Annotated in this window: 15 protein-coding genes; 10 read left to right on the top strand and 5 right to left on the bottom strand. The window is 39.2% G+C overall.

Features of this window, described 5'->3' with window-relative positions; genetic code table 11:
- Window positions 1–85 precede the first annotated feature (85 nt).
- The 8 genes from nadE (at window position 86) to CBG49_RS01790 (ending at window position 9,514) form a co-directional block, all read left to right on the top strand.
- Window positions 86–856, top strand: a complete 771-nt coding sequence (gene nadE, locus CBG49_RS01825; protein WP_088593132.1) for an NAD(+) synthase — start codon at window positions 86–88, stop codon at window positions 854–856.
- Window positions 857–956: 100 nt separating this feature from the next.
- Entirely contained in the window at window positions 957–2,234 is a 1,278-nt protein-coding gene (gene purD / locus CBG49_RS01820; RefSeq protein ID WP_088593131.1) for a phosphoribosylamine--glycine ligase, read from the top strand.
- Window positions 2,235–2,292: 58 nt separating this feature from the next.
- Window positions 2,293–3,459, top strand: a complete 1,167-nt coding sequence (locus CBG49_RS01815) for a peptidase associated/transthyretin-like domain-containing protein (RefSeq protein WP_088593130.1) — start codon at window positions 2,293–2,295, stop codon at window positions 3,457–3,459.
- 22 nt (window positions 3,460–3,481) lie between these two features.
- Window positions 3,482–4,618 (top strand): carboxypeptidase-like regulatory domain-containing protein, encoded by a 1,137-nt coding sequence (locus CBG49_RS01810; protein ID WP_088593129.1) that lies wholly within the window; start codon window positions 3,482–3,484, stop codon window positions 4,616–4,618.
- A gap of 483 nt (window positions 4,619–5,101) precedes the next feature.
- Complete coding sequence (locus CBG49_RS01805; protein WP_088593128.1) at window positions 5,102–5,293, top strand: hypothetical protein; 192 nt, start codon at window positions 5,102–5,104, stop codon at window positions 5,291–5,293.
- A gap of 69 nt (window positions 5,294–5,362) precedes the next feature.
- Window positions 5,363–6,502 (top strand): carboxypeptidase-like regulatory domain-containing protein, encoded by a 1,140-nt coding sequence (locus CBG49_RS01800; protein WP_088593127.1) that lies wholly within the window; start codon window positions 5,363–5,365, stop codon window positions 6,500–6,502.
- A 4-nt stretch (window positions 6,503–6,506) separates the two neighbouring features.
- Window positions 6,507–8,336, top strand: a complete 1,830-nt coding sequence (locus tag CBG49_RS01795) for a prenyltransferase/squalene oxidase repeat-containing protein (protein ID WP_088593126.1) — start codon at window positions 6,507–6,509, stop codon at window positions 8,334–8,336.
- The gene (locus CBG49_RS01790) at window positions 8,336–9,514 is read left to right on the top strand and encodes a zinc metalloprotease (protein ID WP_088593125.1); all 1,179 of its coding nucleotides are present in this window, start codon (window positions 8,336–8,338) and stop codon (window positions 9,512–9,514) included. Before CBG49_RS01795 ends, CBG49_RS01790 begins: the two co-directional genes overlap by 1 nt.
- A 238-nt stretch (window positions 9,515–9,752) precedes the next feature.
- On the opposite strand, the gene CBG49_RS01785 is transcribed toward CBG49_RS01790, so the two are convergent.
- The 5 genes from CBG49_RS01785 to CBG49_RS01765 form a co-directional block, all read right to left on the bottom strand.
- Entirely contained in the window at window positions 9,753–11,300 is a 1,548-nt protein-coding gene (locus CBG49_RS01785) for a DUF4301 family protein (RefSeq protein ID WP_088593124.1), read from the bottom strand.
- Window positions 11,301–11,420: 120 nt separating this feature from the next.
- Window positions 11,421–13,523 (bottom strand): GH92 family glycosyl hydrolase, encoded by a 2,103-nt coding sequence (locus CBG49_RS01780; protein ID WP_088593123.1) that lies wholly within the window; start codon window positions 13,521–13,523, stop codon window positions 11,421–11,423.
- A gap of 50 nt (window positions 13,524–13,573) precedes the next feature.
- On the bottom strand, window positions 13,574–14,860 hold the full coding sequence (gene hemL, locus CBG49_RS01775; RefSeq protein WP_088593122.1) for a glutamate-1-semialdehyde 2,1-aminomutase: 1,287 nt from the start codon (window positions 14,858–14,860) through the stop codon (window positions 13,574–13,576).
- A gap of 173 nt (window positions 14,861–15,033) precedes the next feature.
- Complete coding sequence (locus tag CBG49_RS01770; RefSeq protein ID WP_088593121.1) at window positions 15,034–15,684, bottom strand: hypothetical protein; 651 nt, start codon at window positions 15,682–15,684, stop codon at window positions 15,034–15,036.
- A gap of 38 nt (window positions 15,685–15,722) precedes the next feature.
- Window positions 15,723–16,661: a PfkB family carbohydrate kinase gene (locus tag CBG49_RS01765; protein ID WP_088593120.1), complete on the bottom strand. Its 939-nt coding sequence runs from the start codon at window positions 16,659–16,661 to the stop codon at window positions 15,723–15,725.
- A gap of 317 nt (window positions 16,662–16,978) precedes the next feature.
- On the opposite strand from CBG49_RS01765, the gene CBG49_RS01760 reads away from it, so the two are divergent.
- Entirely contained in the window at window positions 16,979–18,409 is a 1,431-nt protein-coding gene (locus CBG49_RS01760) for a hypothetical protein (protein WP_088593119.1), read from the top strand.
- Window positions 18,410–18,590: 181 nt separating this feature from the next.
- On the top strand, window positions 18,591–18,833 hold the full coding sequence (locus CBG49_RS15705; protein ID WP_157668345.1) for a hypothetical protein: 243 nt from the start codon (window positions 18,591–18,593) through the stop codon (window positions 18,831–18,833).
- Window positions 18,834–18,857 lie beyond the last annotated feature (24 nt).

The raw sequence follows: 18,857 nt of genomic DNA, 5'->3' as shown, positions 1-18,857 counted from the left end.
ATAGTACACACCACGCTTCCTCTTTGATAGCGTACCAGGGTGTGTCTTTTTTTTATCCCTTTGGTCAAAATAAAATACAATTCAAATGGAAAACATAGCATCACAAATCGTTCATTGGATAAAAACTTATGCCGAAAATGCTCGTGTAAAGGGCTTAGTTATAGGTGTATCGGGCGGGGTAGACTCGGCAGTCGTCTCTACGCTTTGTGCGCGTACGGGTTTGCCAACGCTCTGTCTCGAAATGCCCATTCACCAAGCTGAAAGTCACGTGAGTCGCGCTGAGGAGCACATCGCTTTCCTCAAAGCTCACTACCCCAATGTGAGCAACCTGCGCACCGACCTCACTCCTGTATTCGACCAGTTTGTAGCACAAATACCCCCTACCGATAAATCTACTTATGAAATGGCTCTTGCCAACACTCGTGCGCGCCTAAGAATGACGACTCTCTACTATTTTGCAGGACTCGAAGGCTATATAGTGGTAGGCACGGGTAATAAAATTGAGGATTTTGGGGTAGGATTTTTTACCAAATACGGCGATGGGGGTGTGGATATTAGTCCTATTGCCGACCTGATGAAAAGCGAAGTATATCAACTTGGCAAATACTTGCAAATTCCGCAAAGTATCCTCAAAGCAAAACCTTCCGACGGTCTCTTTGGCGACGACCGCAGCGATGAAGACCAACTCAAAGCCTCTTATGATGAACTGGAATGGGCAATGCTCCAAACCGAACAAGGCAAAAAAGCGGAAGATTTTAGCGGTAGAGAGCGCGAAGTATTTGAGATATACACCCGTCTCAATCGTGCTAACCAACACAAGATGCAACCGATACCGTATTGTAAAATTAGCAAATGAGAAAATTAGCAAATGAGTAGCGGTGCTATTTAATTGACAAATCGACACATTGACAAATTGATAGATTATATGCCTATGCGGCTCGCACCAAATTAACAAAATGAATATACTTATCCTTGGCTCTGGCGGTCGTGAACACGCCTTTGCCGTAAAACTACACCAAAGTCCGCTTTGCGACAGCTTATACATCGCCCCTGGTAATGGGGGTACTCACACCGTAGCTACCAATGTGGCGATCAACCCTACCGACTTCCCCGCGATCAAAGCCTTTGTGCTTGAAAAACAGATTGCAATGGTAGTGGTAGGTCCCGAAGACCCTTTAGTGCAAGGGGTATACGATTTCTTTGCCAACGATAAAGAACTCTCTCACGTGCAAGTGATAGGTCCTTCACAGCAGGGTGCTACCCTTGAAGGCAGTAAAGAGTTTGCCAAAGAGTTTATGGTGCGCCATAACATCCCTACAGCTAAATACGCGAGTTTTACCAAGGAGACAGTAGACGAAGGGTGCGCTTTCCTCAGCACGATGAAAGCCCCTTATGTACTGAAAGCTGATGGTTTGGCTGCTGGCAAGGGGGTAGTGATACTCGAAGATTTACAAGAAGCACAAGCCGAATTACGCCGGATGCTCATCAACGAGAAATTTGGAAAAGCAAGTACCAAAGTGGTAATTGAAGAATTCCTCAAAGGCATTGAGCTCAGCTGCTTTGTACTCACCGATGGGCAAAACTACAAAATATTGCCTACTGCCAAAGATTATAAGCGCATAGGTGAAGGTGATACAGGGCTCAACACGGGCGGTATGGGGGCTGTTTCACCCGTTCCTTTCGCCGATGCAGCCTTTATGCAGAAGATTGAAGAGCGCATCGTAAAACCTACTATTGCAGGATTGCACAAGGAAGGCATTGTTTATAAAGGCTTTGTATTCATCGGACTCATAAAAGTAGACGGTGAACCTTACGTGATAGAATACAATGTGCGTATGGGAGACCCCGAAACCGAAGCCGTATTGCCACGTATAGAAAGCGACCTCATCCCGTTATTCCAGTCGTTGTACAACGGCACTTTGGCTTCACAAGAGTTGAAAGTAACCCCGCAGAGCGCTACTACGGTGGTGATGGTATCAGGAGGTTATCCTGAGGATTACGAGAAAGGAAAAGAGATTACAGGCACTGAAAAAGTAACAGATAGCACTGTATACCACGCTGGTACCACCCTTAAAAACGGTAAACTCCTCACCGCTGGCGGTCGTGTGTTAGCTGTAACTTCTTTAGGTGATGATTTCAAAGAAGCCTTACAACGTTCCTACAACAATATCAGTAAAATACAGTTTGAAGGTGCTTACTGGCGAAAAGATATCGGGAAAGACCTTTCCAATTAACAATTAACAATTGATAATTAACAAAAAGCCACCTCAAAAATTACTAATCCTTATAAATATGAAAAAGAATATAATCGCAGTCCTCACCTATATAACCCTAATTCCACTATCTTTTTCTCAGAATACCCTCTCCAAATATCTTGCGGATAAGGAGACTAAAGCCCCTTTAAAAAGTGCCACCATCCATAATGCAAACGATTATACCGTTACCAATGACGATGGGCACTTTGTGTTCTATTCAGCCAACGATAGCATAACTATCAAAATGTTAGGCTATGAAACCCTCAAAACTACTTTCAAAGTGCTGAGTCGTACAAAAGACACCTTGTACCTTACCCCAAAACCTTTTCAGTTAGACGAAGTAACCCTTTCTAACAAAAACATTATACAAGAAGCCTATAATCACGCCACTATCAATTACCCTATGGAACCTTTTGTTGAAGATTTCTTTTTGCGTTGTATCCTCAAACGCAATGGTGAACTTGTGAAAATAGAAGATTTTAGAGGTCGTATCAAACGAGATAAATTGTTTGGTGTGAAAAAAGAATATGCTTTTCAGATTCTGAATATGAGGAAGTTCGGTATAGAAAAGAAAGGATTACGGACAGATGATTTTGAACTTCTTTCCTTAGATGGTCTTTTTGATTGGTATAGTAATTACTTCTTCTTAGATCCAAAGGAGTACCGTTTTTCATTCCTTAAAGTTATAGATGAAACACATCATCAGGTAAGTCATACTTCTAAAAATGAAGAGGATTATTTAAAAGGAATAGGCTTTTTTATTATCAACACTGATGATTATGCTATCAAAGAACGCCTTTATAAAATCAATCCTAAAGTGATTGACAAAATACCTTTTACTAAAAAGTTAGCAGGAAAGTATAGAGCTATTAATTACTATCTGAGAGAGAAATGCGAAAAAGATTCTAAGAATAATAAGTATTTTATTTCTAATGGAGTAATGACTCAAAAGGTAGAACTCTACACACAAGGTGAAAGAATAGTATATGATGTAAGTTTCGAGCTCATTGTTACCCACCCTTTTTCAGACCTCAATACTTTTAAAGCCAATGTAAATGGCAAAAAAGAGCTCTTTAAATTAGAAGTGCCCTATAACAAAGAATTTTGGGAGACTCAAAACCAGCTCCCCCTTACCAATGAAATGCGCGATTTTATCAACAAACCCCACAACACAAAAGAATACCGTGTGATATCTAATTTCTAAAGTAATGTAAAAACATAACAATATGAAAATACTATTCCTTATCCTATTATTCACAGCCACAGCCTTACCCGCCCAAGTAGCCGAACTCACCCTGCTTGATGCCTCTACAAAGCAGCCCATCTCCAATGTCGAAGCCTATTACGCACACTCCCTCAACGGCACTATTACCAATGAGGAAGGCAAATTGCGTATTGCGGTGGAGAACGACTCCCTTACCTTAAGCCATATAGGCTATGCAACTAAAAAGATTTTTACAGATAAAACCTTTGCTAAAGCAACAGTCTATCTCACACCACAAGAAATACAACTTGACGAAGTAGTACTGTATAATTTTGATTTGAAAAAGAAAGTAAAGTATGTTTTAGATAATTACTTCAAATTGTATGATACCAAGGCTAAGATATTGGAGTGTACTTATAAAGAAAAAACAACAAAGAATGATAAGCTAATACGACTTTATCAGAATCAACTAAATTGGTGGAGTAAGAATTATGTCTATCAGTTTAAAGAACCATTGAATAAATTTACACATATACAACTAAAGAGCACTGATTACTCTAAGATAATAGGTAAGGAAGAGGATACTTCTAATGAATTATCATTAGAACAAAAGAGACTTATAATGTATCTTCACTTAAACCCTTATTTAGTATTTCTATACAATGCTAAAACTATTGATGTTAAAAAAGTAGAAAAAGATAACGAATATACTATTGTAACCTTTGATGCTGACTTTGGTAAATTTGATTTAAATGTGTTTAATTCTGTTATTTACTTTGATAATCAAACTAACGCTATTAAGAAGATTATTTTTAATCAAGTTCCTTATACAAAAGAAGGGTTTTCTGAGAAATCAAAAATACCCTATAAATCAACTCCAGAGTTTGCTACTTGGGAACTTACTTTTACATCTTATAAAGACAAACTATTATTCAGCTCTTTTGCAGTAAAAGCAAAAGTAAGAGTTGAATTTGAAGAAAAAACATATATTTATTTTTCTGAAGAAAACTTTCTTCGCACAGGTATACAAAACAAACATATCAAAAAAGAAGATAGAATAGATGTAGAAAAACCTTTCTTTGAATACGTTACCCCTCACAAACAAGGCGAAGCCAAGTTTTTACTTACTAAAGAAGAACAAGATTTTATAAACCAATAGCCATAATATCTAAACATTTAACATAACAAACTTACACAAAATACTATACACACTAATTCATAAAACACAAAATCACATAAAACCTCAAATTTGTAAATTATTTTTCTTACACATACATTATTTATAGAGGAAAACATCAAATAATACATTCAATTTAGAATTTTTTACGTTGAAATTTTCGTAAAAAAATTCCCTGTTTTATCACTAAAAAAGTAGTATTTCTACACTATCCTTGCTAAGTTGTTAAAAAAATACCTCCCAAATATATCATTTCTTCAAAAATTTAAGAGTTTTGCGAGTTTTAGTAGATTATACCTTTGCAATTGTTTATTTTATAAAGAATTTACTGTTAAATTTGCGTTAAACTATATATTTCTTATGGTTACTTTAAAATACTTTTCTTTATCTTTGTACCGTAAAAAGGAAGTAACCGATGCCTTACCCAAAGAAGGTTTGATTTCCAGTATTAAAATATAAATAGTTATGGAAACAAATGTAAACAAAGTGCAAGCTCTTGAGCTTGACGAAAAAGCTTTAGTAAATGCGTTTGAAGTTGAGGAACTTGAAAAACGCTATGAGTTAGGTTGGTTTAAAAGTGGTAGTGCATCCGCTAAGGCAACTATTGGGCCAGATAGATCACCTGAATATCTATTAGAAGTTAATGGATTTTTTTAAGCTACTTTAAGTACATAGGGTAATTAAGGATCATCTTAGTTACCCTATATTATTAAAAAACATAACTATATGAAAACACTATTCCTTATCCTTTTATTCACAGCCACAGCCTTACCCGCCCAAGTAGCCGAACTCACCTTGCTTGATGCCTCTACAAAGCAGCCCATCTCCAATGTAGAAGCCTATTACGCACGCTCTCTCAACGGCACTATTACCAATGAGGAAGGTAAATTGCGTATTACTATAGAAAATGATACGCTTACCTTAAGTCATATGGGCTATGCAACTAAAAAGATTTTTACAAATAAAACCTTTGCCAAAGCAACCCTCTATCTCAATCCTCAGGAAATACAACTTGACGAAGTAGTGTTGTATAATTTTGATTTGAAGAAAAAAGTGAAGTATGTAATTGATAATTACTTTAAACTGTATGATACTAAGTCTAAGATATTGGAGTGTACCTATAGAGAAAAGATGATAAGAAATGATACTCTAAGAAGACTTTACCAAATACAATTAGACTGGTGGGGTAAGAATTATGTGTATCAACCTAAAGAACCATTAAATAAAAATGTACGAATACACCTTAAAAATACTGATTATTCCAAGATTTCTAATCTTGAAGACGGAACTAATTCAGCATTTTTTAAACCTGCTTTTATTTTTCAGTATCTTCATCTCAATCCATATTTAGTGTTTTTGTATAATGCTAAGAATATACAAATCAAAAAAGTAGAAAAAGACAAAGAGCATACTATTGTAACTTTTGATTCTGACATCATTTCCAATAAAGAAATAATACAATTTGCAAATTCAGTAATTTATTTTGATAATACTACTAATGCTATCAAGCGAATTGCATTCACTCAAAAACCTATAAATGGAGAGGGAGTGTCAGAAAAGAAAAAGATACCATATAAGACAATTAATAACAAAGGCACTTGGGAACTTACCTTTACCTCTTATAACAATAAATTATTATTTAGTTCATTTACTGCAAAAATGAGTTGTATGTTTCAGTATGAAAACAAGCAAGATTATGTTAATATTGAGCAATCTTTTTTACGCACAGGTATACAAAACAAACATATCAAAAAAGAAGATAGAATAGACGTAGAAAAACCTTTCTTTGAATATGTTACCCCTCATAAACAAGGTGAAGCCAAGTTTTTACTTACCAAAGAAGAACAAGAATTTATAAACCAATAGCCTTATGCCTACCACCGAGAAATCTCCAGAATTTTACAAGCATTACCCCGCTTTGTTTCACACTTATTTTCCTACTGTAAGTGCTGAAACCTTACATTTGCTCTGCAAAGCGGGCTATACCTATTACAATGCAGTGCTTTGTTTAGACGCCTTAGTAGATGAGGGCGATACCAAAGCATTGGTGGAAATGCTTGCCTTGCAAGAGGAAACAATTAAAATCCTCACGAGTATTTACGGTTATAAATCGCCTTTTTGGGAACTATGGCAACAGCGTAAAGCGGAGTATTTTAAGGCTATACAAACCGAAAAACACCTGCTTACTACCCCTGAGGTATCGTTTGAACAATACAGTAGCTTAGCAGATGACAAGTCGGCTTTTGGCAAAATAGCTATAGATAGCCTTTGGGTACAAAGCAACACTCAAAACAAGGCTGTGTACGAAAAATTATTATTGTCACATCGCTATTTTTCAGTAGGGTTTCAGCTCTATGACGATGTAAAGGATTTTGCACGTGATGTACGCCGTGGGCAATTCAATTGGGCAGTCTATCAGTTACAACAAAAAGTAGATTTTGCAGGAGCACAACACGAGCCTAACACCCTTCACAAATATTTGTTTGTAAAAGGCGTGGGGCAAGACTTGCTGAAAGAAGCTATTGTGCAGTTTGAAAAGGCAAAAGCTGTAGTAACTGAGCTGAATATTCCCAGCGGGTGGTTGCAAACTATTGAGCAGATGATTACCACTATCCAAAGCTATTTGGAAACTACCGAAGGTTATTTGGCGGTGCTAAAAACCACTCTTGCTCTTAAAAAAGAACGAAATACTGCCCCTTTTTTCAATTTTTCAGCAGTAAAAGAAGAGAGCATACACAAAGGCTTGAATTTTATAGAGCAAGATTTCCGTCAGCATTACGCTGAACTGAAACATACTATGTACTTAGGTAATGCCGAAGGCTTTGAGAACACTTGTCAGGTACATACTTCCGATACTTTCCAGCGTGCACTATTAGACGATTGCTTGTACACTATTGCTCAAAGATACCGGTTGCCCATTACATCTTTCTTTGAGGAGGAATACCACTACTTTATGGAGCGTATCAATCCCGAAGTAGGTGCTTGGCAATACTTCCCCACCGTACAAGAAATAGCTCCTGATATTGACGATTTGGCGCAAATAATGCAGTTCTTTATTCATATAGGCAAAAAAGATGAGATTGCTAAGCACTGTCAAAAAGCCATTGATACTGCTATCAATAGTAGAAGTTGTGCGAATGGGGGCATTGAAACGTGGATACTCCCCAAGCACAACCTAACATCTCTACAGCAAAAACAACAGTATTTCAACGAAAGCAAATGGGGTACAGGTCCCGATGTGGAGGTAGTAGCTAACTTCTTGTATGCACTCTATCTTTATGACCCAAAAGCCTATTTGTCTGTTATCCAAAAAGGAATTAGTTATTTATTCTCTCAACAAAAAGAAGAAGGTTATTGGGAGAGTCGTTGGTATTACGGCAATTATTACGGTACCTACGTTTGTGTGCGCTTGTTGCAATGCTTTGGTGACCAATATACAAACCAGATACAACGTGCTATCAATTATATCAAAACTCATCTCCCTACTGAACCCCTTTCTATGGCATTGGCTTTACTCACTTTAAAAACAGTGGGGCTCAATACTGATGAAACTGCTATAATCCTACAAAAACAATTGCTTGCTACTCAAAATACCTCAGGAGGGTGGGAAGCTATGAACTTTATCAAACCTAAAGCGTACGAACCTTATAAAAGCGAAACGCTTACTACTGCTTACGCCCTTAAAGCCCTTTGCTTCTAATGCAAAAAAAAATTCCACATATTAATCCCTCTATTACTTTCAATAAACTCAGCGATAACGAGTTTATTCTCTGTAACACCCTGCATAAGCATTATTTGAAAATCAATAAAGATACTTATGATCTCCTTTCACTCATTGACAATGAGCGCTCTCTTCAAGAGATATGTGAACTACACAACCAGCAATCTGAAAAGAAAATTACAGTAAACGCTCTGCACTTTCTTCTTTACAACAAACTCTCAAAGTATGGACTCTTAGTAGGCGAAGAAGAACAAATAAAACCTTATCAAAAGCCTTCCTATCTCAAGCTGAGTTTTATCATTTTTAGCAAGCGTTTTATTGCTAAAATCACCCCTTCACTACATTTTCTTTTTCGTAAGAAAATAGCTTTTCCTCTTTTGATATTATGCGCAGTGATGATAGGAACAGAACTTTATTTACTTTTAGACGGCTATAAGAGTTTTAAAGTGCAGGAAAGTGTTATTTTCTTTTTGGTAGTAATGGCTATAAGCGTTACCTTTCACGAATTGGGGCACGCTACTGCAGCAAGCCATTTTGGGGCAGAACACGGAGGAATTGGCGGCGGTTTCTATCTGTTTACTCCTGTTTATTTTGCCGATGTTACTGATGTATGGCGACTCAAAAAATGGCAACGGGTGGTAGTAAATTGTGCAGGAATGTATTTTGAAATCATTTTCTGTACCTTGCTCTCATTAGTAGGGTTATTGTTAGGACAAATAAGTCTGACCCTCATTGCTATTATTGTTTGTTTACATACTTTTTTTAATCTCAATCCATTTCTCAGAAGCGATGGTTATTGGATACTCTCAGATATTACTAACAAACCTAACCTTTTGCAACACTCTTTCCGCAAAATAGGTGATGTTTTCAGAATGATCAAAGGTAAAAAGGTACAGTGGACGAAAATAGATTTTCTCTTATTAGTCTACGGTTTAATAAGCTATAGTTTTATTGTACTGTTTGTGTATTACGTACTCTTTAAAAACCCACATTCTATATTAAACTTTCCACAGAACTTACATCATTTCCTCAAAAGTTTATGGGACAAGAATGCTACTATTAGTTTAGTCTCATTCGGCGAACTGATTGTACCAATATTATTCTTCTATTTGTTGTTCAGCTTTTTAAAGAGTATATTGAGAAAGAAGAAAATATAAAAAGATTACTACAGAATTAAAAAGCACTGCTCTAATTAAAGAGCAGTGCTTTTATCTTTATTCATCGAGCTGTTTTTACCTCAATGTTATGTAATCAACAACTTTTGTAGTATGTTATGTAGGAAAAACAACGATAGCTGGGTATGTGCTGCAAACGCCCACATAAATAAAACTTTTCAGACAGCCTCATTGACAAATAAAACCTGACACCTGAAACCTAAAACTTGACACCTGCCCCTCACCCTTGGTGGGTTTTCTTGAGCAGGTCATTTACTACTTTCACAGGGTTGAAGGTGATGATAGGCACTTCAACGAATAGGGTAATCCAATGTGCCATTGAGCCATTCCACAAACCGGGGAGTTCTAATGCTTTTAGCGGACGACCCATATAGGTTTTGGAGGTGATAAAGGCTTGGTTAGGGTCTACGTATTGTTGTAGGTCGAACTTCTCGCCTTTATAGTTTTTAGTGCCACAAATCAAATCTACAGGGTTGAAGTGAGTAGACTGTTGGAAGATCTCCTTTTGCTTAGCATCCGCCATATTTACTTGGGCAGATTCGATGATTTGGAGGCTATAGCCCTCACCGTCTTTCACCCAGAACGGACCTCCACCAGGCTCCCCTTCATTCTTCACCATTCCGCACACGCGTATAGGGCGATTGAGCTGTTCTTTGATGAACTCCATAGCGTATTGGCGGCGGAATTTATAGATGTAATCAGGAACAGTGATATTGATTTCCCTTAGAAAATCGAGGATGTGTTTCACCTCTTTTTTCTTAATCTTATTATTGTCGATACGGCGTAAGATTCTAAAAATTTCGTCCTGTACTTCACATAGTTTACCCGCGAGAGCTTCTTTGTAGAACACCGTTTCATCGGTGTATTTTTTTACTACCACATTGTCGATATTCTTGATAAAAATGATATCAGCATCAATGTCGTTGAGGTTGCTCAACAGGGCGCCGTGACCAGCAGGGCGGAAAAGGAGATTGCCTTCTTCATCGCGGAAAAGCTCGTTATCTTCGGTTACCGAAACTGTGTCGGTGCTTGGTTTTTGGTAAGAGAAATCTACATCAAAAGTGATGTTGTAACGCTCTTCGAGCACCGGTTTAATGAGGTTGAGTTCTTTGTAGAAAGCTTCGGTATGTTGCTCGGTAATAGTGAAGTGCAAGTGAGCTTCTCGCTCGTCGGAAGCGTAGAGCACTGCCTCGCGGAAGTGTTCTTCAAAAGGGGTAGCAATTTTCTCGGAGTGTTTGTGGAAAGGGAGTAGTCCTTTGGGCATATTGCCATAGCCCAAACCATCCTCATTAAGGAGGGTATTGACGATAATGTGTTTTTGGATATCTTCGTTTAGTGAGGAAAAGTCGGGGTGTTGTTTGTCGATAGCTGCTTTGAGGAGAGGGTAGAAAGCAAAGCGTTCAAGCCCATCAAAGAAAGTTTTTACTTCCTTATTGCCAGTTCTACCGATATAGGCTACAAACGATTCGCGGTCGGGCTGGAAATCGTCTCTAAAGGCGAAGAGCGATTTGAACATACGCGTTGCCGCTCCTGAGGCAGGTACGAATTTCAGGATAGTGTTGCCTTGTTTGCGTTTTTGGTAGATAGCAGCGTATTTGGCAGCTTCTTCTTTACTAAACGGGATGATACCATCGTCTATCACAGCAGCTTTGTAGAGCTGGATAGGGGGTACTCCTTGTTTAAATTGTGCTACTTGGGCATTGAGCATTGCTTCGGTAATACCTTTTTTGATGAGTAGCTGACGGTCTTTTTCTGTTAATTCATTCATAATATAATAGTTTCGTTCAACATTCTAATACTTACGATTGTTTGAGACGTCAAAGGTATAAACAAAAAAAGACAAAAGCAAGAAAAAGTTGAAAAAGTTTTAATTGTTAATTGTCAATCGTCAATTGTTAATGGTTAAAATTTCGTCGTAATTGATGTAATTTCTATGAAATGGCTTGCCATTGAAGCGTATTTCGCCTGCCTTTTTACCCTTTTCGATAGTGAAGGTTTTGCCGTTCTCTAAGTGAAGGGTAGCTTTATCGAACAAAGGAGTGGTTAGATAATACCTGCCATCGGAAGGGTTGAGAGGGTAGAGGCCTAAGGCAGAGAGTACATACCAACTGCTCATTTGTCCGCAGTCCTCATTGCCACAATGCCCGCTGGGGGTATTTTTGTATTGAGTATTCAATATTTCGGTAACGCGTTGAGATACTTTTTCGGGGTGGTTCGTGAAATGATAGAGGTAAGCCACGTGATGACTTGGTTCGTTACCGTGCACGTATTGTCCTATCATTCCGGTACTGAAAATAGGCAATTTTTCATCGGGAGTAACGGCTAAAGTGAACATCGAATCGAGTTTCTGTTCAAAAGCATTTACCCCTCCCATAGCAGCACGCAAGCCGAGAATGTTATGAGGCACAAACCAGCGGTAATGCCAAGCATTGCTTTCGCAGAAGTATTTGCTGTACTCCTTAGGATTGAAAAGCTTGATAAACTGTCCTTTACTATCTTTAGGGCGAAAGAAAGTTGTTTCTTTGTCAAAGAGGTTGCGCCAATTTTCAGCGCGTTTGGCAAAGTAATCCGCATCTTGTTCCTTGCCGAGTGATTTGGCAAATTGCGCAATACACCAGTCGTCGTAAGCGTACTCTAAGGTTTTAGACACCGACCAATTTTCTCCTGATTTATCTAAATCGTAAGGCACATAACCATATTGCTGATAAAGGTCGATTTCGCGTTCTTTCACCATCGCACTTTGTTTGCAAGCCTCATAAGCTAAGGGGATATCCATCGGGATATTCTTAAAATAAGCATCTACGATAATAGGAACAGCGTGATAGCCTATCATCATATTAGTTTCACCGCCTTGCATACTCCATACCGGTAAAGTGCCATTTTCGCGGTAGTGTGCTAAGAAGCTCTTGATAAAATCGGCGGATGCCTCGCGATGCAACAAGGTATAAAGAGGGTGAGCCGCGCGGAAAGTATCCCAAAGTGAGAAAGTATCGTAACGCTTTTCAGGGGCATCGACATCACTGAAGAGATTAGGCGCCAACATCGATTGGTAGAGCATTGTATAGAAAATTGTTTTTTGCTCTTCAGTTCCCCCTTCTACTGTAATTTTCTGTAATTGTCGTTCCCAGAGGTTACGAGCCGCCTCGCGATAGTCGTCGAAAGCAAAATGAGGTGCTTCGGCTTCCATATTTTTATAAGCGCCTGCAATGCTGTGCATAGAAAGCGCTGTTTTTACTACTATAGTTTCATTGTCGGCAGTAGCATAGCGGAGTACCATTTTAGAGCGGTTAGCTTTGCCGTTTTCTTTTTCTTCAGTAAATTCCTTATCAAGAAAGGGTTTTGAGAGCTTGATGACGAAATACACCTTTTGGTTACGCGCCCAACCGGTAGAAAAGCGATAACCTTCCAAAGTAGTGTTATCCACCACTTTCAAATAAGTTTCAGTAGGTTTATCCCAGTTGATGCTATAACCTAAATCTACGGTAATTTTGGATTGTTCGTCCTTAGGGAAAGTATAGCGTTGAACGCCTACGCGCGGAGTAGCAGTGAGTTCGGCTTTGATGCCATAACTCAGCAAATCAACGCTGTAGTAACCAGCGGTAGCAGTTTCGTGTTTGTGAGAGAAATAGGAGAAAGGCAGGAGGTTATTTGCCTCAATGCGCTCGTTAAATCTACTATTGGTGGGCATAATGAGTACATCGTAGAGGTCGCCAGCCCCCGTACCTGAAAGGTGAGTGTGTGAAAAGCCGGTAATGATGCTATCGGGGTAGAAGTAGCCCGAAATTCTATCCCAACCTGGGATACCAATATCCGGACTGAGTTGCACCATCCCAAAGGGCGTCATTGCCCCAGGGTAGGTATTCCCCGTGCCATCGGTACCGATGAAGGGGTTTACATAATTAGTGAGTTGTTCTGTAGCTGGCTCTTTTTGCTCTGACGGACTGTGGCAAGCTACAAAGGCAAATGCCAAAAGGTAAAGGTATGGTTTCATTAGTTTGTTATTAGGTATTAGGTTTCAGGATTTCCAAATTTTCTAATTTCCTACAGCTCCATAATCACTCTGTTAAGAGCGCCAATGGTTTTATCGAGATCTTCGTAAGTAAGCGCATCGTTGAGGAAGTAACTTTCAAAAGCACTTGGTGGCAAATAAACGCCTTCGCGCAACATTCCGTGGAAATACTTGCGGAAACGCGCTGTATCACTCTTAGCCGAAGAAGCGAAATCGGTTACGGGGTTTTCGTTAAAGAAAAGGGTAAACATAGAGCCAAAACTGTTGATTTGATAAGGAATGCCCGCACGTTTTAGCACATTATCAAATCCTTCGTGCAAGTAAGCTGTTTTTTTCGCTAAACTATCGAACACTTCGGGCTGTTCATTCAAAGCGGTGAGCATCGCCAAACCAGCACTCATCGCCAAAGGATTACCGCTAAGGGTTCCCGCTTGGTATACAGGCCCTTCAGGAGCTAAGTAACCCATAATTTCTTTATTAGCAGCAAAAGCCCCTACGGGGAGTCCGCCGCCAATCACTTTCCCAAAGGTAACAATATCAGCTTTGATACCAAAGACTTCTTGTGCTCCGCCTTTAGCCAAGCGGAAGCCGGTCATCACTTCATCAAATATCAAAAGCGCCCCATTTTCAGTACATAGTTGTCTCAATCCTTCTAAAAATCCTTCGGCAGGGGGCACACAGCCCATATTGCCCGCCACAGGTTCGATAATCACACAAGCAATTTGCTGAGGATTGGCTTCAAAAAGGGTTTTTACGGAGGCTAAATCGTTGTAGTTTGCTAAAAGTGTATCTTTAGCCGTGCCTTGGGTCACGCCAGGACTATTTGGACTGCCAAAAGTGGCACCACCGCTACCCGCCTCAATGAGGAAAGCATCGGAATGTCCGTGGTAGCAACCCGCGAATTTGATAATTTTCTCTCTACCGTTATAGCCACGTGCCAAGCGGATAGCGCTCATACAAGCCTCTGTACCGCTATTCACAAAGCGGATTTTATCGATATTAGGCACCATTGCAACCGCCAATTCGGCGATTTGCACTTCTACTTCAGTAGGAATGCCAAAAGAGGTGCCTTTTTTAGCGCGCTCAGTTACTGCCTCAATTACAGGGGCGTAGGCGTGGCCTAAGATGAGAGGCCCCCAAGAGGCAATATAATCGATGTACTTGCGGTTGTCCTCATCGGTGAGATAAGCGCCTTGGGCTTCTTTTATAAAAATAGGATGTCCCCCTACAGCATTAAAAGCGCGTACGGGAGAGTTCACTCCACCAGGGAGTACTTGTTGTGCAGCTGCGAATAATTCGCTACTTCTTTTGTATATCATTGTTTAAGTGTTAGGTGTTAAAGCGAATAAAAAGTTAAAAACAGTATATTGTTATCATTGTGAGTTATAATAAAGTCTCTTTTTTCAGATTGTCCCCCTTCGGGATTGTCGGCAATTGCCGAGTAAGTGAGTCGGGGGCTATTAATAAAACATTTAAAAGTTACTTTATATTGTTAATTAAAAAATGCTCCTGTATAACAAAAAGTTAAAGAGAGATAATTCCCTTTCAATGAAGGGGTATGATTTTTTACAGTATGATTTTCTATCCAATATTGCACATTCAGCTGAAGTATATCACGTCCTTGGCTCACTACAAACGAATTGCGCAAACCTATGCTGAATATCATTTGCGTTTTCTCGTGTTCAGGTTTGGTGGGCAGTTCTTTTTTAGGCTTTAAACTGAAACTATTGAGCCCTATTGAGAGCAAAGCACTGAGCTCATAATTATCACCTCTGTCGCACCACAATACTTTTTCCACATCCAAAGTGCCAAAAATATTTAAAAAACTATTATTGTCAGACACTTCTGTTTTGTACACTCTTTCAGGGGCGTAAGGCGGATTAGGGCTCACGATATAATCATCTGTAGGATAAGTATAACTCACCAGAAATTTTGCTCCTCCCATAGCCCCTCCTAATGACAGACTCACAGCATATTCCATACTTTCGCGCAACTGAAACTGAACCCCCAAAGGCACAATGGTAAGGGTTTCCAACTTATTACTCCCCAACGGAATGCGCCCTCCAGCCATCAGTCCTGTATAGAACTGTGCCAAAGCACTTTGCGCAAGTAATAACAATATAAAAAGCAGTATTTTTTTCATTAGTTGTTAGTAATGAGTCGCTTGCTATTCCCTATCCCCTAACACCTATCCCCTAACACCTGAATATCAAACTGTGTAAGGTCTCTAAATTGTTGTAAACGGGCAGTTCGCTCGCTGTGGGTGAGGGTGAGCAGTCGTTCAGTACCGAATTTTTCGATACAGAACGAGGCTATATTTGCCCCTTGAACGATAGCGTTTTTCAAGTTGGTGAACGAGTAGTCGCGAGTTTTAGTGAGATAACCCACCATACCACCAGCAAAAGCGTCGCCAGCACCTGTGGGGTCAAATACTTCGGCTAAAGGCAAGGCAGGAGCAAAAAACACTTTATCGTCGTAGAATAAGAGTGCACCGTGTTCACCTTTTTTAATCACTACATACTTCACACCCATTGCCATAATGCACTGAGCAGCTTTCACAAGTGAATACTCTTTGGTAAGCTGGCGTGCTTCTTCATCGTTGATAGTGAGCACATCTACGCGAGCGATTACCTCCATTAGCAAATCCCAAGTGTGGTTCATCCAGTAGTTCATCGTGTCCATAACCACTAATTTGGGGCGCTGAGTCATTTGGTTGAGCACGTCCATTTGTAGGGTAGGGTGGAGGTTGCCGAGCAGAAGTACTTCGGCATCGCGAAAAGCCTCAGGGACTACGGGTTTAAAATCGTTGATAACATTCAACTGAGTGTCGAGGGTATCGCGTTGGTTCATATCGTTGTGATATTTGCCACTCCAAAAAAGCGTTTTGCCTCCTTGTACAATCTCAATGCCCGACACATCAATACGACGCTCAGTTAGTAGGTTTAGATACTCTTGCGGATAGTCGCTGCCTACGATAGAGATGACCGCAGCAGGGATTTCAAACTGAGCAGCAGCCAATGCAATATAGTTAGCCGAGCCCCCCATAATAGCGTTGCTTTTTCCAAAAGGTGTTTCTATTTGGTCGAAAGCGATGCTTCCGAGAATAAGTAGTTTGCTCATTTATTTTAGGTAAGAGATAAGAAGTAAGAAATATAGTAATCTTACTCTTTGCAAATTTCGGGCAAAAGTACAAAATTATTACGAAATACGGATTATAAACGAAGGGAATTGTGGCATTTTTCTGTTTTTAGAAAAAATAGTAGTGCTTTTTTCTACAAGAATTAATTGTTATAAGATGAATTAAGAAAGCGCAGAAGGTTTTATTTCAAAATTAGCAAAACTCCCAATAGTTCTTAGTCTACATTTTTCATCTTCATAATTTGTTCATTTTCTAATTCTTTTATACTTTTGTTACAAATAACAAAAAATACACTTTAATGAAAAGAATATTTTTATTATACCTATTGTCTTGTATTACTTTTAGCCTCAAGGCTCAAGACTATAAAGTAAAAAAGGGAGAGTTGCAAATTGAAGGTACTCCCGTAGCCAAATTAGAAAAGAAAGAGGGTAAGTACGAGTTTAGCGACCTTAGCGGTAATTTTATGTACAAAGCGGTACTCACCGAAAAAACTGCTCAAAACAATCGTGCTCCTCATCGCTGGGTGGAACTCACCGGCAACAATGGTAAAGTGCGGGAAATCCCCTTGCCCGATAAACTAAAATTTACCTTTTCGGGTGAAAAAGCTATTGTGGATAATATGCTCAAATCTAACACTGGTCTGCTTACTGTTAAAGGCATTGACCCTGAAGTAGTAAAAGCTTTCTTCTCTCCCGAAGACCGCCAATTCTCTCAAAAATGGGATCCTATTTTTGAGAAAGTAACTGCTGAAATCAAAGTTGAAGATAGATTAGAAAATACAGATAAGATTTTAGTAAAAGAAGGAAATATTTTTAGAAAAGAAATGAAGATAGGTTCTTACTCTAAAAAAATCACTCCTATGGGTGGAGCTATGACTGTCTATGAATTTGTTTTCTATGACATTACGGGTAGACAAATTGCCTCTTCTAATTTTACCTCAATGGTAGATAAAGAATATTATCTTATCCAAACTTTTGATGGCAAAACACTCCCCGTATTTGTGCCTCTCATCGGTTTTTCAAGTGACTTAGAAAAACGCTTAGTGATGAAGCTCTATGCCAACGGTTATCCTTTTGGCGATATGGCTCCTTACTTCGCCCAATATGAAGAAGATAAAAAAGCAGCTCAAAACGCATTTCAACAACAGCGAATAGCTGAAGCTCGCAAACAGAGTGTAAATTTATACAATGTAGAGGGTTATGTGTTAGACTCCCAAGGCAATAAACTCAATGGACTTATCACTATTGAATTTGAATCAATTGCTCCAATACTCGATAAAGATGTAGTCTTTGCCAATGTAGATAACGATATAGTAAAACTTAAAACTACTGATGGTAAAGAAACTAAATACAATGCCGCCGATAACGTAATTTTCGGGGTAGGTGATAGAACTTTCTTAGGTACTGATAGCGGGCGTGAAGTGGGCTATATCTTTAAGGTAGAAGGTGAAACAAATATTTATTTCTACGAAATTCTCTATGCTAACAACGGTAATTACGTGCTTTCACATCCTAAAATGCCCGAGGCATACCTCATCAAAATAGGTAGCAAACCTGCTCTGTATGTAGGTGATAAAGACTCTTTCCGACGTATTAAAACTCCTGAAGAGGTGCAAAAACTTGTATCAGACTATCTCCAATGCCCTGCAATTAACCCCGCTGACTATAACACCACAAATAAAGAAAGCCTCATAGCACTCATCAACGATTACACCGCAAAGTGCAAATAATAAAAAAAATCGGGGCTGTCTGAAAAGTTTTATTTATGTGGGCGTTTGCAGCACATACCCAGCTATCGCTGGCTTTCCTACATAACATACTACAAAAGTTGTTGATAATCAGAGTAATCAACTTTGCCAAAGTTTCAGACTTTGGCAAAGTGTAGCGACGCAAAAGTGATTTTGAGACTTTTTGGACACCCTCTTTAATTTAGCAGATTCTCATCACAGCCTTAAAATACTCGCGCAGTTCTGCTACTTGAGCATCGTTGATGGCTACCATTTTGCCCATACGTATCCCTTGTACGATAGATTTAGCACTATTACGGCAGTACTTCCTTTTTTGATAAACGCTCTTATGGCTTTCCCCTCATTTTCTTGCCATAAAGAACTTACGGGTACATTGTGTACATCTTGTAAGAAAATCCAGCTATAGGCACATAAAAGCTGGCGGCACAAA

Origin of the sequence: Capnocytophaga endodontalis, from assembly GCF_002209445.1 — a bacterium.
Taxonomy (GTDB): domain Bacteria; phylum Bacteroidota; class Bacteroidia; order Flavobacteriales; family Flavobacteriaceae; genus Capnocytophaga; species Capnocytophaga periodontitidis.
Note: the sequence above shows the minus strand (reverse complement) of the source record. Positions and strands in the feature narration are given on the sequence as shown.

Coding starts and splice junctions, on each gene's coding strand:
- hemL (WP_088593122.1), bottom strand. CDS start 14,860: ATGATATACAAAAGAAGTAGCGAATTATTCGCAGCTGCACAACAAGTA.
- CBG49_RS01795 (WP_088593126.1), top strand. CDS start 6,507: ATGCCTACCACCGAGAAATCTCCAGAATTTTACAAGCATTACCCCGCT.
- CBG49_RS01785 (WP_088593124.1), bottom strand. CDS start 11,300: ATGAATGAATTAACAGAAAAAGACCGTCAGCTACTCATCAAAAAAGGT.
- CBG49_RS01770 (WP_088593121.1), bottom strand. CDS start 15,684: ATGAAAAAAATACTGCTTTTTATATTGTTATTACTTGCGCAAAGTGCT.
- CBG49_RS01800 (WP_088593127.1), top strand. CDS start 5,363: ATGAAAACACTATTCCTTATCCTTTTATTCACAGCCACAGCCTTACCC.
- CBG49_RS01805 (WP_088593128.1), top strand. CDS start 5,102: ATGGAAACAAATGTAAACAAAGTGCAAGCTCTTGAGCTTGACGAAAAA.
- CBG49_RS01760 (WP_088593119.1), top strand. CDS start 16,979: ATGAAAAGAATATTTTTATTATACCTATTGTCTTGTATTACTTTTAGC.
- CBG49_RS01765 (WP_088593120.1), bottom strand. CDS start 16,661: ATGAGCAAACTACTTATTCTCGGAAGCATCGCTTTCGACCAAATAGAA.
- nadE (WP_088593132.1), top strand. CDS start 86: ATGGAAAACATAGCATCACAAATCGTTCATTGGATAAAAACTTATGCC.
- CBG49_RS01815 (WP_088593130.1), top strand. CDS start 2,293: ATGAAAAAGAATATAATCGCAGTCCTCACCTATATAACCCTAATTCCA.
- CBG49_RS01810 (WP_088593129.1), top strand. CDS start 3,482: ATGAAAATACTATTCCTTATCCTATTATTCACAGCCACAGCCTTACCC.
- CBG49_RS01780 (WP_088593123.1), bottom strand. CDS start 13,523: ATGAAACCATACCTTTACCTTTTGGCATTTGCCTTTGTAGCTTGCCAC.
- purD (WP_088593131.1), top strand. CDS start 957: ATGAATATACTTATCCTTGGCTCTGGCGGTCGTGAACACGCCTTTGCC.
- CBG49_RS01790 (WP_088593125.1), top strand. CDS start 8,336: ATGCAAAAAAAAATTCCACATATTAATCCCTCTATTACTTTCAATAAA.